This window comes from Betaproteobacteria bacterium (assembly GCA_016713305.1).
Classification (GTDB): domain Bacteria; phylum Pseudomonadota; class Gammaproteobacteria; order Burkholderiales.
Genome location: JADJPK010000011.1, coordinates 138,891 through 154,231 on the forward strand (window position 1 = coordinate 138,891; position 15,341 = coordinate 154,231).

The following is a 15,341-nucleotide window of genomic DNA, read 5'->3' on the forward strand; positions in this document are numbered from 1 at the left end:
AGCTCTCCATGAACGATCCCGTTTACTTCACCGACGAGCACCGCATGTTTCGCGACAGCATTCGCCGGTTCGTCGCCGAAGAGATCGCACCGAACGCGAACGCCTGGGAAGAAGCCGGCTTCGTACCGCGCAACGTGCTTCGCCGCATGGGCGAGCTGGGTTTTCTGGGGATCCGCTATCCGGCGAAGTACGGCGGCTCCGAACTCGACACCGTCTACAGCATCGTGCTCGCCGAGGAACTCGGGCGCTCCACGTTCGGCGGCTTCGCCATCACCGTGCTGGTCCACACCGACATGGCGTCGCCGCACCTCGTCAACGCCGGCCGGGCAGACCAGCTCGAGCGCTGGCTGCCGGGCGTGGTCAGCGGCGACACGATCACGGCGGTCGCGGTCACGGAACCGGACGCGGGTTCCGACGTGAAGGCCATTCGCACGCGGGCGGTGCGCGACGGTGACGACTATGTGCTGAACGGTTCCAAGATCTTCATCACCAACGGCGTGCACGCCAATCTCGTGTTCGTCGCGGCGAAGACGGACCCCGAAGCGAAGGGCTCGCGCGGCATCACCATCTTTGCCGTGGAGAAGGGCACCCCGGGGTTCACCGTGGGCCGCGCCCTGGACAAGATGGGCTGGCTTTCCTCCGATACCGCCGAACTGGTGTTCGAGGACTGCCGCGTGCCGGCCTCGCACATCCTCGGCGAGGAGAACCTGGGCTTCTACTCGATCATGCGCAACTTCCAGAACGAGCGCGTCGTGCTCGGCGCCCAGGCACTCGGCGAAGCGCAGAAGGCCATCGAGATCACCACGAGCTACGTGCGGGAACGCCGCGCGTTCGGTCATGCGCTGTGGGACAAGCAGGCCATCCGCCAGCGGCTCGCGATGCTCGCTTCCAAGGTGGAAGCCGGACGTCACCTCGTCTACCACTGTGCCTGGCTGGATTCCCAGGGCAAGGACTGCGTCAAGGAAGTGTCGATGGTCAAGGCCTACTGCGGCGAGCTGGTGAACGAGGTGATGTACACCTGCCAGCAGTTCCACGGCGGCATGGGCTACATGCGCGAGTCGCCCATCGAACGCATGGTGCGCGACGCCCGCGTCCAGACCATCGGCGGCGGTGCGACGGAAGTGATGCTGGAGGAAGTGGCGAAGAGGATGTAAGGAGCCGGACGGGGGGTCTTCCGTTTGCAGGCCGCCTTCCGGGCGCTCCAGCAGGCCCTAGGAGGGGGGGGGGGGGGGGGGGGGGGCCGGGGCCGGGGGGGGGGGGGGGGGGGGGGGGGCCATCTCCCTCGTTGCGCCGGAGCGCTCCACAGCAGGTTCCTTCTCCTTCAAGGAGCGGGACAGGATGAGGACGGGGTTCCTGGGGCCCGGACCCAGGTAGGAGGCGTCGTGCTTGCGTGCCATCCTGCAAGTCCGCTCGTTGTGCCGGAGCGCTCCACAGCAGGCTCCCTCTCCTTCAAGGAGCGGGACAGGGTGAGGATGGGGTTCCCTGGGGGCCTGGTTCTGAATCCCGCCCATCGACTTCCGACGGGGACTCGAGTTGACTACAGAGACAAGACCGCCGGCAAGGATTCCCGCCGGAATCTGGGTACTGGGCTTCGTCAGCATGCTGATGGACATCTCCTCGGAGATGATCCACAGCCTGCTGCCTCTGTTCATGACCGTCACCCTGGGCGCCAGTGCGCTCGCCGTGGGTGTGATCGAGGGCCTGGCCGAGGCCACGGCGCTGATCGTCAAGGTCTTTTCCGGGGTGCTGAGCGACTACCTCGGAAGGCGCAAGGCGCTGGCCGTTTTCGGCTATGCCCTGGGCGCGCTGACCAAGCCTCTCTTCGCGGTCGCTTCCTCCACCGGCATCGTGCTGACCGCGCGCCTGCTGGATCGGGTCGGCAAGGGCGTACGCGGCGCACCTCGGGATGCGCTCGTGGCCGACATCGCACCGCCCGCCATGCGAGGTGCGGCGTTCGGTCTCCGCCAGTCGCTGGACACCGTGGGCGCCTTTCTCGGGCCGCTGCTCGCGGCAGGTCTCATGCTGCTGTGGGCCAACGACTTCCGAGCCGTGTTCTGGGTCGCGGTCGTGCCGGGGCTCCTCGCCGTGGCTCTACTGATGTTCGGTGTACACGAGCCGAACAGCGCTGCGGGCGAAAGGCGGATCAATCCCATCCGCCGCGAGAATCTGAAGCGCCTGGGCGGCGACTACTGGTGGGTGGTGGGCATCGGTGCGGTCTTCACCCTGGCGCGGTTCAGCGAAGCCTTTCTGGTCCTGAGGGCGCAGCAGGGTGGGATCGCCATCGCGCTGGTGCCACTCGTGATGGTCGCGATGAATGTCGTCTACGCGGCGTCGGCCTACCCGTTCGGCAAGTTGTCGGACCGGATGAGCCACAGGACGCTCCTGGCGCTGGGCCTGGCTGTTCTGATCTGCGCCGACCTCGTGCTGGCCGCGGATGACCACTGGTCGACCGTTCTCGCGGGCGTCGCGCTGTGGGGCGTGCACATGGGGATGACGCAAGGACTGCTGGCCACCATGGTCGCGCATGCCGCCCCGCCGGATCTGCGGGGCACGGCTTTCGGAGTCTTCAATCTGGTGAGCGGCGTGGCGATGCTGTTCGCGAGCCTCGTGGCCGGGCTCCTGTGGGATCTGTATGGCGCCTCGTTCACGTTCTACGCGGGGGCTGTGTTCTGTGCGGTTGCGTTGTCGGGACTGGCGAGAAGACTCGCGTGACGGGATCGAACCGACGCAGGGGCGTGGCCGGCTTACGTCCGGAAGCCCGTCTCTCGAAGATGCCGCAGCGCCAGCACCTCGATGCGGTTTCGGATCAGGGCAAGACGATACAGCGCCACGTCACCGGATCGACCATGAGAGATGACGAGTTCACGCAGTTCGCCTCTCACGGGTCGACCGATGAAAGGATGGCGACCGAGGATCGTGACGGCGTCCACGATCACCGCAGCCGCACGCCCGGCGGCGGCCGGATTCTCAGGGGCCAGAAAGTCGAGCAGCCGCTCCCGATCGGCCAGCGCGCGGGGCTGTAGAAGATCGGGGCCGGTGTCGGCAGGGACACTAACGCCCGGGCTTTTTCGTTGCGGGACGGGGACGTGCCACTTTGCGCCCGGAGGCGCGACCTACGATGTAGGCATGCACATCCTCAGCGGCGTACAAGGGTCCGCCGGTATCGATTTCTGCCGCCGCGGCCTCGGCTTCAGCGACAAAGGATTCCCAAGTCTCGGCCCGCGCCACTTGAATTTCCAGCGCTTCGACCATCCACGCGTGAGGCGTCTTGCCTGACGCTTCAGCGAGCGGACCGATGCGTTCCTTGAGCGATTCCGGAAGCTTGAGCGTCGTTGATGACCCCATGACACACCCCAGGACGTGGTTTTGCCACGGTATCGCCCGTGGGGCGGATGCGTCAGTTGCCACCGGCTACTTGCGGGCGTCCTGTCCACCGACCCTCCTGCTCCACTGTGGTGTTCGGCCGCCAGGGCCGGCCCCAGGAAACATTCGACGACCCGAGCGACGGCAGCGACCCAGCGCCGCCGCCCGGCCCGCATCCGTTCGTTGCTACGCGATCTTCCGCGTCAGCTCCGGCGGGTTCGCGGACTTCTGGCGGAATTCCTCGGCCGACGCCGCGAACGTCACGCCCGCGCGCTTGATCGCCTCGTCGTCCACCTTCTCCAGCGGCGTGTAGAAGGGGTGGTGGTGTTCGAGATAGGGGTTGTTGCGCGCGGCGTTGTAGCAGTGGATCACCGTCCAGCGGCGGTTCTGCGAGCGGTTCTGGTCCGACCGGTGCAGCACGTTGCTGTGGAAGAAGATGCCGTCGCCCGGTTCCAGCTCCGCGTACTCGATGGGCATGATCTTGAGGATCTGTTCCACGCGGCTTCGGGTCCGCTCCCACCTGTTCACCCGGCAGCACGCCGTGCTCGATGCGGCCGCAGTGATGCGAACCCTTCACCACCTGCAGGCAGCCGTTCTCGCGGTTGCTGCGGTCCAGCGCCACCATCACGCTCGCCATGTAGGGAAACACGCAGCCGTTGTGGTACCAGTAGCCGTAGTCCTGATGCCATTCCCACGCGCCGCCTTCGAGCGGCTCCTTGGCGGTGAGCTTGGAGTGGTAGTGGTAGACCTCACCGCCGAGCAGTTCTTCCATCGTGTCCACGATGCGGTGTGACCGTGCGGCCAGTCCGTAGACGCTGTCGCCGGGATGATTCCACGTGGCCATGCGGGTGGCCTTGCCGGAGGCATCGTTGCGATCGTAGAAGCGGCTGCGCAATGCGGGGTCCTGCTCGATCGCGGTGCGCAGGATGGCGATCTCCTCCGCGTCGAACAGCTTGCGCACCATCACGTATCCGTCGCGTTCGTAGTCGGCGCGTTGGCGTGCGGTGAGGATGGATCCGGGCATGGGGTTCTCCTTGGTCGGTCGGTTCAGGAAACGATCAGTGGGCGCGAGCCGCGCTCGCGAGCCGCGCGGCGGCGCCCTCCAGATGGGAAAGCACGGCGGTCCGCGCATCGCCGGGCTGCCGCAGGCGGATCGCTTCGGCGATGGCCGCGTGTTCGTCACGCACGGCGGCCTCGAAGGCGGGCGAGCGCGATTCGTTCGTATGGGTGATGCGGATGGCGCCGCGCAGATACTGGCCCAGGAACGCCCAGGTCGAGCGGAGCAGCTGATTGCCGCAGGCGTCGGCGATGGCCTGGTGAAATGCCAGATCTTCCTCGACGCCATCGGACCCTGTGGCCGCCGCCGATTCGACGGCTGCGAGGGCACTCAGGATGGTTTTCATCTGCGCCTGCGTGCGGCGCAGCGCCGCCAGCGCGGCGATCTCCGTCTCCACGGCGCGGCGCAATTCGTACAGTTCCTCCAGCGTCGAACTGGATTCATGCAGGCGCGGGTCGAGCCGCAGCGCGGTGTGCGGCCGCTCCTCCGGGACGAAGAGCCCGGAACCCTGATGCGATTCCACCAGACCTTCCGACGCCAGCCGGGAAACGGCCTCGCGCACCACGGCGCGGCTCACGCCGAAACTCTTGGAGAGTGCCGCCTCCGTGGGCAACCGGCTGCCCGCCGCAAAGCGCCGTTCCGTGATGGCAGAACGGAGTTCGTCCGCGACGCGGTCCGACAGGCGTTGCCTGCGGCCCACGAAAGGCAGCTCAGGGGAGGCCGGATCCAGTGGTTTCATGACGTGAAGACTATCCGGACGTCAGTTGTCTGACAACTTCGGCGTTTGGCAGGGATGCCGGTCACGGACTTCCCGGGGATCCAGTGCTCTTCAGCCCTCTCCCAGATACGCCGCGCGGACCTTCGGATCGCGGCGCAACTCCGCGCCCGTGCCTTGCAGCGTGATGCTCCCTGTCTCGAGCACGTAGGCGCGGTCGGCCACGGCCAGCGCCTGGGTGGCCATCTGTTCCACCAGGAGAATCGTCACGCCTCGCGCCTTGAGCGCACGGATGACGGCGAAGATTTCCTTCACCACCAGCGGTGCGAGACCGAGCGAGGGTTCGTCGAGCAGAAGCAGCCGCGGGCGCGACATCAGCGCCCGGGCGATGGCCAGCATCTGCTGTTCGCCGCCGGACAGCGAGCCGGCGAGCTGGTCGCGGCGCTCCCGCAGGCGGGGAAAGACGTCGAACTGCGTCTCGATGTCCGCCGCGATCTCCGCGTTCTGGCCCTTTCGCAGGAAGGCCCCGAGCATGAGGTTGTCGCGGATGGTCTGGTCCGCGAACACCTGGCGCCCCTCGGGCGACTGCGCGATGCCCAGGGATACGCGCTTGTGACCGGGCAGCGCGGTGATGTCCTGCCCGTCGTACTCGATGCGGCCGGCGGCCGCTGGCTCGAGACCGGACACCGCCTTCATCAGCGTGCTCTTGCCGGCACCGTTGCCGCCGATGAGGGTGACCACCTCGCCGGCGTGCACCTCCAGCGAGATGCCCCGGAGCGCTTCGATGGCGCCGTAGCGGACTTGCAGCCGCTCGATCGACAGCAGCGCGCGATCAGCCATGGGCGGCTCCTGTCACCGCGCCGGCCGGTGCGGTTTCTTCCGACTCGTCGTCTTCTCCCAGATAGGCCTTGATCACGCGCGGATTGCGCTGCACCTCCGCGGGTGGGCCTTCCGCGATCTTCTCGCCGTAGTCCAGCACGATGACGTGATCGGAGATGGCCATCACCAGATCCATGTGGTGTTCGATGAGCAGGATCGTGATCCCGCGGTCGCGGATGCGGGCGATGACGTCCACGAGGTCGCGGGTCTCCTGCGGGTTGAGGCCCGCGGCCGGCTCGTCGAGCAGCAGGAGCCGGGGGTGTGTGGCCAGCGCGCGGACAATTTCGACGCGGCGTTGCAGGCCATAGGGCAGGCCGCCGGCGAGTTCGTATGCCTTGTCGCGCAGGCCGAGGAAATCCAGGATGCGCAGGGCCTCGTCGCGCGCCTCGCGTTCCTCGCGGCCCGCCGTGCGCGTGCTCCACACGCTGTGCCCCAGGCCGGCATCCAGGTGTCCGTGCAAGCCGACCTGCACGTTCTCCAGCACCGGCATGTCGGTGAACAGTTTCAGATTCTGGAAGGTGCGGCCCAGACCGAGCCGGCACACCCGGTTCGGCGCGAGGCCGGTGACCGACCGGCCGTCGAAGACGATGCTGCCTTCGTCCGGCGGGACGATCCCGGAGAGCAGGTTGAGCACCGTCGTCTTGCCCGCGCCGTTGGGGCCGATGAGCGAATGGATGTGGCCGGTCTTCAGGTCCAGATCCACGCGGTTGACCGGCACCACGCCGCCGTAGGCCTTGCGCAGGCCGCGCGCTTCCAGCAGCGGTCTTTCCGCCGTGAGGACTTCGCTCGTGCGCAGTTGCCAGTCACCTACGGCCGTGGGCAGCGGCGGCCGCGCGCCCAGTGCCGGAAACAATCGCCTTGCGGCGGAACCCAGCGCGCCCGAGAGCCCATCGCGCATCGCGTATAGCGCGAACAACAGCAAGAGGCCGTAGGTGAAATGCTGCACGTGCGGCCAGCGGGCCAGGAAGGCGTCGAGCAATGTGAGGACCACAGCGCCCAGCAGCGGCCCGACTGGCGAACTGCCGCCGAACAGCACGATGAGCAGGAAGAAAAGATCGACAGGCCGAAGGTGATGAAGTCGGAGTTGATGTACTGGTTCTGCTGCGCGACCAGCGCTCCGGCGAAGCCGCAGGTGATGGCGCTCACGACGAACGCCAGCACCTTCACCCGGTAGACACTGACACCCACGCACTCCGCCGCGATCTCCGCGTGGCTCACCGCCCGGAAGGCGCGCCCGTGCTTGCCCTTCAGCAGCGAACGGATGGCCAGATGAGCCAGGAGGCAAAGTGCGCCGGTGAACCATACCCACTCGCGCGGGCCGAAGTCGGTTCCGTTGAATGAAAGGGACAGCACGCCGTAGATCCCCGCCTGCCCGCCGAAGACGTCCTGCCACTCGGAGACGACCTTCTCCGCCACGATGCCGAAACCGATGGTCACCATGGCCAGCGCCGGACCGGCCACGCGCAGCGCGGGCAGGGCGACCACCGCACCGAAGACTCCCGCGGTCACTCCGCTCGCCACGAACGCGAACCAGGGGTTCCACTCGAACCGCGTGGTGAGCAGCGCTGCCGTGTAGGCACCCACCGCAAACAGGCCGGCGTGGCCCAGGGACTTCTGCCCCGTGTGGTTGACCAGCACGTTCAATCCCACGGCCGCGAGGTAGTTCACGCCGATCATGAACAGCACTTTCAGGTGGAATCCGTTCGCGGTGACGAGCGGGGCGGCCGCGACGAAGGCGGCGGCGATCAGGACGCCGGCGAGATGGAGACGTTTCATGATCAGACCTTCTCCACGCGCCTGCGTCCCAGCAGCCCCTCGGGCTTCACCGCCAGCACCACGATGATGAGCAGGAAGATCGCGATCTCCCGCAGTTCGGCGTGCCACAGTCCGACGAGCGCTTCCAGCAGCCCCATCAGGAATCCGCCCAGCATGCAGCCGCGCGGATTGTCCAGGCCGCCGACGATGGCGGCGGAGAAGGCCTTGAGCGCGAGCGTGAGGCCCATGTAGACCGAGGCCGTGGTGATCGGTGCTACCAGCAGGCCGGCCAGCCCGGCGAACGCCGAACTCAGCACGAACGCGCCGATCACGACGGCGGACACGTCGATGCCCATCAGCGTGGCCGCGTTGCGGTTCTCGGCGACGGCCCGCATGGCCTTGCCGATCCGGGTGCGCCGCATGACCACATCCAGTCCGAACAGCACGGCCACGCTCACGCCGAGCACGAGAATCTCCTGCGGGACGAAGCCGGCACCGGCCACGCGGATGACCTCGCCGCCCAGGGGCGACGGCATGGGCACGGGCGAGGGCCCCCAGATGGCCAGTGCCGTGTTCTGCACCAGGATGCCGAAACCGATGGTGCTCATGACCCACGCGAGGCCGGTGCGGCCGGCGAAGGGTCGCACGGCGGTGAAGTACAGCAGCACGCCCAGCACGGCCGTCACGAGCGTTCCTGCCACCATGCTTGCCGCGTAGACGAGCGGCGTGACGTCGGCGGGATCGAGCGGGTCGTTCAGGCCCTTGCCGGCGATGAGCAGCAGGGCCGAGACCGCGACGAACGCGCCGGCCACCAGGAACTCGCCCTGCCCGAAGTTGAACGTGCGCGTGGTGCCGTGGGTGATGTTGAAGCCGACGGCGATGAGCGAGTAGATGCCGCCGAGGGCGAGACCGCTGAACAGGGCCTGGAGCAGGACGACCATGGCAATTCCGGAAACGATCGGGGCAGCCGACGGCTGCCCCGCTGGTCACGACGCGATCACCTCACTTCTTGAAGTCGGCGGCCGTGAGGGTCCTGGTGATCGGGTCTTCGTATCGGCCCACGATGCTGCCTTTCCAGCGCGCCAGGTAGAAGTCGGCGACCGTGAGGCCTTCGTGGTCGGTCTTGGAGAACGGCCTGTCGTAAGTCTTGACGATGCCCTGCACGCCGGTCACGCCTTCCAGCGCGGCTGCGACCTTCTCGCCGTCGGTGGTGCCGGCCGCCTTGAACGCGGCCGCCAGCAGCATCACCGAGTCGTACGCCTGGGCGGCGCACGCGAACGTGGTCATCGTGGGGTAGTTCTTGCGGATGCGCTCGCCCAGCGACTTCGCGCGCGGGTTGCTGTCCTCGGTGGTGGACGCGGTGAGGATGAGCTGCTCCGCCAGCTTCTGGCCCGCCGTGCGCGGCAACACGGAACTCTGGTTGCCCCAGCTGCTCAGCGTGATCGGCCGCCAGCCCATCTTGTCCATGCTCTTCAGCGTGTGCGCCGTCGCATCCGCCAGCGCGCCGATGATCACCACGTCGGCACCGGAATCGCGCACTTTGGCGAGCTGGGACGTCATGTCCGTGTCCTGGGGCCGAACTTCTCCACGGCCGCGGGCTGCAGGCCGTGCAGCGCCAGCAGTTCGGTCGTGTCCTTGATCGCGCCCTGGCCGTAGCCGGTGGTGTCCCCCATCACGGCGATCTTCTTCGCCTTCGTCGCCTTCACGGCGTAGGCCACGATCAGGGAATACTGCTCGCGGTCCACCATGGAGATGCGGAAGAGGTAGTTCTGCGGCTGCTTGGCGTAGCGGGCCGTGACTTCCGTGGCCGTCGCGATGGGGACGATGGTGGGGATCTTCTTCTGTTGCGGAATGTGCATGAACGCCAGCGCGTTGCCGGAATTGGTCGGCCCCACGATGGCGGCGACGCCTTCGCTGTCGATGAGCTCCGTCACGTTCTGGATGGACTTGGGCGGCGTGCCCAGATCGTCGCGGATCACCCCCACCAGCTTGCGGCCCAGCACGCCGCCGGCCTTGTTGATGTCCTCGATCGCCATCTCGAAACCCCAGCGGCCGGCCGTGCCGAGCTCGGCCACGGCGGTCGCGGACTGGTCGCCGTTGAATCCGATCTTGATGTCCTGGGCCATGCCGTTCTGGCCGATCAGGCCGGTGGCGAGGGCTGCCGCCACGACGATGCTGCGCAGACACTTCATCTGTTTCCTCCTCCTTTTCGTTGTCGCACAAGGCCTCTTGAGCCCGGCGCGGGATCATCCGTTCCCGGTCCGATTGTGCCTGTTGTCACGCTTGCCCGGGGACGGGTGCGGGCGGCGAATGGCCCAGGATCAAGTCCGAGGCCTTCTCGGCAATCATCATCGTCGGCGCGCCGGTGTTGCCGGACGTCATGGTCGGCATGATGGACGCGTCGACCACGCGCAGGCCCTCAAGGCCGTGCACTCGCAGCTGGGCGTCGACCACCGCCATGGGATCGGCAGCGGGTCCCATGCGGCAGGTCCCCATGTAGTGCCACGCCGTTCCGCCCCGCTGACGGGCGCAGTCGAGCAGCTCCTCGTCGGATTGCGCCGAGGCGGGCGGGAATTCGTCGTTCACGAGAAAGCCCGCGAGCGCGCCGGTGTGCAGGATGCGGCGGGCCAACCGCAAGCCGGCGACGGCCGTCGCGCGATCCACATCGTCCGCGAGATAGTGCGGCTGGACGGTGGGCAGCTCGAACGGATCGGTGGAGCGCGCGCGGACGAACCCCCGCGACTCGGGACGCAACTGATAGAACCCGAGCGTCATGCCGGGAAAGTCGTCCAGCTTGCCGGCGATGCCCGAGGCGTAGCTGCCCGGCGAGAAGTGCAGTTGCAGATCGTTGGCCGGTGCGTCCGGACGCGACCTGGTGAACCCGAAGGCCACCGAGGGGCTGATCGCCAGGACGCTGGGCCGGCCCAGCAGCCACTTGAGCCCCTCGACCCACAGACGCCACCCGCGGGCCGTGCTGTTCAGCGTGGCCACGTTCTTCACCCGCATGATCGACCGCACCATGTAGTGATCGCGGAAGTTCTCACCCACGCCGGGGAGCGCGTGCACCACGGGCACGCCGAGCGACTGCAGCAGCGGAGCCGGACCCACGCCCGACAACTGGAGCACCTTCGGGGGTGTTTCCCGCGCCTGCGGCCAATATCACCTCGCGGCGCGCCTTCACCGTGCGGACCGGTCCGCCCCGGCCCGCCATCCATCTGACCCCGGTGGCACGCCGGCCCTCGAACTCGACCGCAGTCACGTGCGCGTCGCTTCGCACCTGCAGATTGGGCCGCTTCGATGCGGGACGCAGGAACGCCTTGGCGGCGCTCACGCGCCAGCCGTCCACGATCCAGCGCTGGTAGTACCCCGCGCCGGTCTGGTCCGCGGCGTTGTAGTCCACGTGCGACGGCATGCCGAATTCGCGCGCGCTCTCGATGTAGGCATCGCAAAGCGGATGGCGCCAGTCGCAGTCGGTGATCGGCAGCAGACCGTCGCTCCCGCGCCAGTGCGGATCGTGCGATCCGATGCGGCGCTCGGTGCGCTTGAAGTACGGCAGGACGTCGGCGAACGACCAGCCGGGATTGCCCTGCGCCGCCCACGTGTCGTAGTCGAGCGGCAGGCCGCGCGTGTGCCCAGCGTGCGGCCCATGTAGGCCTTCACGCCGCGGCCCGCGGTGTCGGGCGTGGGTTCGCTCGTGAAACCCCACGTGAGCCTCGGGTGGTAGCCCACGCGGATGAAGCCGGCGGGGATGTGCAGCCACGGGTGCCGGTCGGGCGGGCCGGATTCCAGCACGCACACGGTGTGGCGGCCATCCTCGGTCAACCGGTGGGCGAGCAGGCAACCCGCGGCGCGCCGGCACCCACGATGACGAAATCGAAGGTGTCCTCCGCACTCACTGGCGGGGTTCCCGCCCGGCCGCACGTGCAGCCACCTCCGCGAACCACTCCGGGCACCGGGTGGCGTGTGTGGGCATGCCCGGCCTTGACGAGGGGGCTGGGCGTCTCGTGCCCGATGAGCGCCGGCAGGCGGCGCGCCGCCGCGAGCAGCGCGTCGAGATCGACGCCCGTGTCGTATCCCATGAGTTCCAGCGCGTGGACGATCGTCTCGGTGCACGCGTTCCCGCTTGCACCCGGCGCATAGGGGCAGCCGCCGAGCCCGCCCAGCGAGGAATCAAGCGGTCCACGCCGGCATCGATGGAGGCGAGCACATTGGCGACCGCCAGTCCCCGCGTGTCGTGGAAGTGCATGGTGAGTTCGCATCCGGGCCAGCGATCGCGGAACGCGCGCGCCAGCGCGTGGACCTGTCCCGGATGCGCCATGCCGGTCGTGTCTGCCAGCGTGATGCCGCGCGCGCCGAGATCGATCAGGCGCGAGCACCAGTCCAGCACCACCGAAGCCGGAACGTCACCCTCCATCGGACAGCCGAAGCTGCAGGAGAGCGAGATGTTCACCGGAATGCGCGCCTCGTGGCCCAGCTTCGCGACGGCGGCCAGCGAGGCGAACGACTGCTCGCGGGTCATGCGCAGATTGGTGAGGTTGTGCGTCTCGGAGGCCGACATCACGAGGTTGAGTTCGTCGGCCATGGCGTCGATCGCGCGTTCCGCGCCGCGCACGTTGGGCACCAGCACCGTGTATTCGACGCCGGCCACGCGCTCGATGCCGCGCATCACCTCGTCCGCATCGCGCAGGGCGGGAATGGCCTTGGGCGACACGAACGATGTGGCTTCCACCTTGGCGAGTCCGGCCCGGGACAGGGCGTTCACGAGAGCGATCTTGTCTTCCGTGGGTACCCAGCAGGATTCCATCTGCAGTCCGTCGCGCGGCCCCACGTCCTGGATGTGGATCCGCCCGCCCGCGCCGTTCCAGACGTTTGCGCTCATCCGATGATGTTCCTGGTCTTGAGTTCGGCGATCTGCGCGGCCGTGAGACCCATGTCCCGCAGCACCGCGACGGTGTCGTCTCCAAGCCGCGGTGCGGCGGAGCGCACCGCACCGGGCGTCGCGGAAAGTTTGGGGACGATGCCCGGCACCTTGATGGTCCGGCCGTCGCGGGTCTGCTGCTCGAGGATCATGTCTCTCGCCCGGTAGTGTGGATCCTCGGTGATGTCCTTCACGGAGTAGATGCGTCCGGCAGGAACCTTCGCCCGCGCCATCGCGGCGAGCACCTCGGAGACGTCACGCTCGCGCGTCCAGGCCTCGATGGCGCCGTCCAGTTCCTGCACGCGCGCGACCCGGCCGGCGTTGGTCGCCAGTCCCGGATCGCCGGCGAGGTCGGATCGCCCGATGGCCTCCATGAGCCGCTTGAAGATGCCGTCGCCGTTGCCCGCCACCAGCACGAAGCCATCCGCGCAGCGATAGGCATTGGTGGGCGCGATGCCGGGCAGTGACGACCCCGCGGGTTCACGCAGCACGCCCAGTTCGGTGTACTCCGGCAACAGCGACTCCATCACGTTGAAGACGGCCTCGTGCAGGGCGACGTCGATCACCTGACCCGGACCACCATGCACCTTGCGGTGGTAGAGCGCCATCAGGATGCCGATGGTGCCGTGCAGGGCCGCGAGCGTGTCCCCGATGGACACGCCTGTGCGTACCGGCACGCGGCCGGGTTCAGCCGTCAGGTAGCGCAAGCCGCCCATGGCCTCGGCGATCACGCCAAAGCCGGGCTGGTCGCGGTACGGCCCCGTCTGCCCGTAGCCGGACACACGCAGCATCACCAGCCCCGGATTGATCGCGCTCAGCGCCTCCCAGCCCAGGCCCCATCCCTCCAGGGTCCCGGGGCGGAAGTTCTCCACCACCACATCGGCCTCGGCCACGAGCTTGCGCACGATGTCCTGGGCTTCCGCCTGGCGCAGGTCCAGCACGACCGAGCGCTTGTTTCGGGACTGCACCTGCCACCAGAGCGACGTGCCGTCCTGCACCAGGCGCCAAGTCCGCAAGGGATCGCCACCCGGGGCGGTTCGATCTTGATGATCTCGGCAGCCGAATTCGCCGAGGTCTTGGTGACGAAGGGGCCGGCGATGAGCTGGCCGAGTTCGATGACGCGCAGGCCAGCGAGAGGGCCTGTGGCGGCGTCCCGAGGGGAAGAGGGTGAGGCGGTTCCGGTCATGTCTGGAAATGGACCGCTGCGGTGCGGTCCCGATGTAGGAGTGCCGAGAATACCGCTTAAGTCACCTTCGCATGTTTCCGACCGGTCCACCGCGATCTTGTGCGGCGGGCTCTTCGCAGCCGCGAAGGGGCAGGCGGGTAGGCGGCTCCCGCTTCCGAGGGCAACCGTACCCAGGATGCAGCGTTCGTTCATCCCGAAGCGGAACGACAGGCTGCGCCGATAACGCGAGGGTTCGCATCGGGCGAGATGGGTGGGCGTCCGTCTCCGCAGGCACATGGGTCGTCAGAACGCTGCTTCGTACAGACGCAGGGCGTCCGAGCGTGTCACTTCCCGAGGGTTGTTGACGAGCAGGCGCTGGACGTTCATCGCATCGTCCGCCAAGGCAGGGAGGAAATCCCGTTCAACGCCGGCCGAGCGGAGATTCTGGGCGTAGGGCATGGACGACACGAGGTGCCCCGGGCTTCGACGAAGCGTTCCGCGACTGCGTGATCCGGCATGGATCGGAATCGCCGAGGATAGCGCGCCCCAGTTGCGCGTATACCCGTGGCCGCGGGCAGATTGAAGTTCGCACCGGCACCAGCATGAGCGAGTTCGTCAGGCCGTGCGGCAGGTGATAGTGCCCGCCGAGTGGATAGGCAAGCGCGTGCACGGCTGCGCAGGGCGAATTGGCGAAGGCCATGCCTGCCATCAGCGACCCCAGGAGCATCCGTTCCCGGGCGTCACGGTCCCGGCCATCGGCAATGACCTGGGGCAGGGTCCGGATAAAGAAGCTTCAATGCTTGCAGTGCGAAGGTATCCGAGACCGGATTCTTCCTGTGTCTGTTGGTGTACGCCTCGATGGCGTGAACGATGGCATCCACGCCGGTCATGGCCGTCGGCGCGGACGGCAGCCCCAGAGTAAGCGTGCTGTCGAGCAGGGCAGCGTCGGGATACAGCACGGACGACACTACGCCCTTCTTCTCGTTGGAGGCCGTCGTGACGATGGCGATGGGAGTGACTTGCGGAACCTGTGCCGGCCGTGGTGGGCACCTGGATGAGCGGCAGTCGGTCCACGAGCCCGGTCGATGCCGTAGACGTTGTCGAGCGGTTGCGGCGTCCGAGCCAGTAGAGCGGCCAGTTTTGCGGTATCCATGGAACTTCCACCGCCGAGACCCACGATCACCTCTGCGGCGCACGCCGTCGCCGCCTGGACAGCGCCAGCCACCACCGACTCCGGCGGATCGGCACGGACATCGGAGAAGACCTCCACTCCTATGCCCGCGCCTTCGAGCGAACGTCGCGCGGGGGTGATAACGCCTGCGGACGCGAGTCCGGGATCGGTTACGACGAGGACGCGGTGGCCGCCGAGCGACTTTACGTACTGGCAAGGGTGTCCGCGCACCCCTGCGCGCAGACGATGCGAGGTGCGGTTTCGAATGTGAATGGATTCATGTTTGCCCCGAGAAGAGTGAAGTGGAGAAGCGGTGTC

At 67.6% G+C, this 15,341-nt stretch carries 11 protein-coding genes and 6 pseudogenes; 3 read left to right on the plus strand and 14 right to left on the minus strand.

Annotation, left to right across the window (positions count from 1 at the left end; all coding sequences use genetic code 11):
• Positions 1-8 precede the first annotated feature (8 nt).
• Both IPK20_15945 and IPK20_15950 read left to right on the plus strand, forming a co-directional pair.
• The gene (locus IPK20_15945; protein ID MBK8018069.1) at positions 9-1,154 is read left to right on the plus strand and encodes an acyl-CoA dehydrogenase family protein; all 1,146 of its coding nucleotides are present in this window, start codon (positions 9-11) and stop codon (positions 1,152-1,154) included.
• Between the two features lie 445 nt (positions 1,155-1,599).
• A complete protein-coding gene (locus IPK20_15950) occupies positions 1,600-2,712 on the plus strand; it encodes an MFS transporter (GenBank protein ID MBK8018070.1) in 1,113 nt (370 codons plus the stop codon).
• Between the two features lie 32 nt (positions 2,713-2,744).
• Here the strand turns inward: IPK20_15950 and IPK20_15955 are convergent, their stop codons facing one another.
• Positions 2,745-3,008: a type II toxin-antitoxin system RelE/ParE family toxin gene (locus IPK20_15955; protein MBK8018071.1), complete on the minus strand. Its 264-nt coding sequence runs from the start codon at positions 3,006-3,008 to the stop codon at positions 2,745-2,747.
• Between the two features lie 118 nt (positions 3,009-3,126).
• Between IPK20_15955 and IPK20_15960 the strand changes: the two genes are divergently transcribed.
• Positions 3,127-3,276: a hypothetical protein gene (locus IPK20_15960; protein MBK8018072.1), complete on the plus strand. Its 150-nt coding sequence runs from the start codon at positions 3,127-3,129 to the stop codon at positions 3,274-3,276.
• Positions 3,277-3,549: 273 nt separating this feature from the next.
• Here IPK20_15960 and IPK20_15965 read toward each other — a convergent pair.
• The 13 genes and pseudogenes from IPK20_15965 to IPK20_16025 all read right to left on the minus strand — a co-directional run bounded on the left by IPK20_15965 (position 3,550) and on the right by IPK20_16025 (position 15,254).
• Positions 3,550-4,387 (minus strand): annotated as a pseudogene (locus tag IPK20_15965) (phytanoyl-CoA dioxygenase family protein).
• A 34-nt stretch (positions 4,388-4,421) separates the two neighbouring features.
• Complete coding sequence (locus tag IPK20_15970; protein MBK8018073.1) at positions 4,422-5,159, minus strand: FadR family transcriptional regulator; 738 nt, start codon at positions 5,157-5,159, stop codon at positions 4,422-4,424.
• Between the two features lie 90 nt (positions 5,160-5,249).
• Positions 5,250-5,975, minus strand: a complete 726-nt coding sequence (locus IPK20_15975) for an ABC transporter ATP-binding protein (protein MBK8018074.1) — start codon at positions 5,973-5,975, stop codon at positions 5,250-5,252.
• Positions 5,968-7,790, minus strand: a pseudogene (locus IPK20_15980) (branched-chain amino acid ABC transporter ATP-binding protein/permease). Before IPK20_15980 ends, IPK20_15975 begins: the two are co-directional and overlap by 8 nt.
• Positions 7,791-7,792: 2 nt before the next feature.
• Entirely contained in the window at positions 7,793-8,710 is a 918-nt protein-coding gene (locus IPK20_15985; protein MBK8018075.1) for a branched-chain amino acid ABC transporter permease, read from the minus strand.
• Between the two features lie 61 nt (positions 8,711-8,771).
• Positions 8,772-9,961, minus strand: a pseudogene (locus tag IPK20_15990) (ABC transporter substrate-binding protein).
• 85 nt (positions 9,962-10,046) lie between these two features.
• A pseudogene (locus IPK20_15995) lies at positions 10,047-11,567 on the minus strand (GMC family oxidoreductase N-terminal domain-containing protein).
• A gap of 20 nt (positions 11,568-11,587) precedes the next feature.
• A pseudogene (locus IPK20_16000) lies at positions 11,588-12,648 on the minus strand (hydroxymethylglutaryl-CoA lyase).
• Positions 12,645-13,873, minus strand: a pseudogene (locus tag IPK20_16005) (CoA transferase). The pseudogenes IPK20_16000 and IPK20_16005 overlap by 4 nt, the downstream one beginning before the upstream one ends.
• A 282-nt stretch (positions 13,874-14,155) precedes the next feature.
• Positions 14,156-14,311 (minus strand): hypothetical protein, encoded by a 156-nt coding sequence (locus IPK20_16010; GenBank protein MBK8018076.1) that lies wholly within the window; start codon positions 14,309-14,311, stop codon positions 14,156-14,158.
• Positions 14,274-14,636, minus strand: coding sequence for an iron-containing alcohol dehydrogenase (locus tag IPK20_16015; protein ID MBK8018077.1), 363 nt, complete (start codon positions 14,634-14,636; stop codon positions 14,274-14,276). The genes IPK20_16010 and IPK20_16015 overlap by 38 nt, the downstream gene beginning before the upstream one ends.
• Positions 14,593-14,820, minus strand: coding sequence for an iron-containing alcohol dehydrogenase (locus IPK20_16020; protein ID MBK8018078.1), 228 nt, complete (start codon positions 14,818-14,820; stop codon positions 14,593-14,595). Before IPK20_16020 ends, IPK20_16015 begins: the two co-directional genes overlap by 44 nt.
• The gene (locus IPK20_16025; GenBank protein MBK8018079.1) at positions 14,820-15,254 is read right to left on the minus strand and encodes an iron-containing alcohol dehydrogenase; all 435 of its coding nucleotides are present in this window, start codon (positions 15,252-15,254) and stop codon (positions 14,820-14,822) included. Before IPK20_16025 ends, IPK20_16020 begins: the two co-directional genes overlap by 1 nt.
• Positions 15,255-15,341 lie beyond the last annotated feature (87 nt).